This is a genomic window from Staphylococcus pasteuri, assembly GCF_030547725.1.
Classification (GTDB): Bacteria; Bacillota; Bacilli; order Staphylococcales; family Staphylococcaceae; genus Staphylococcus; species Staphylococcus pasteuri.
In genome coordinates, this window is sequence record NZ_JAUOQO010000438.1 from 1 (window position 1) to 263 (window position 263).

A 263-nucleotide genomic window follows, 5' to 3' on the forward strand; every position below is an offset into this window, starting at 1 on the left:
CAGCAACGTGGTTACTTTTTGTTTGCAATTAGCTTATTGCTATTGGCTAATGCCCTACTGTTAGTTGATGTATCGTCTATTTGGTTGTTAGGCGCAATTTTAGCGATATTTTTTATTGGCTTTAATTATTTAGAAGCGAGCTTACCTGCGCTTATTTCTAATCTAGCGCCTCCAGGTAATAAAGGCGCTGCTTTAGGGGTGTTTTCTACCAGTCAATTTCTAGGGGCGTTTATTGGCGGTTCTAGCGCTGGAGCCTTGTATAT

1 pseudogene is annotated in these 263 nt (G+C 40.7%); it reads left to right on the forward strand.

Features of this window, described 5'->3' with window-relative positions:
- Positions 1-18 precede the first annotated feature (18 nt).
- Positions 19-263, forward strand: a pseudogene (locus Q4528_RS14285) (MFS transporter); the annotation flags it as partial.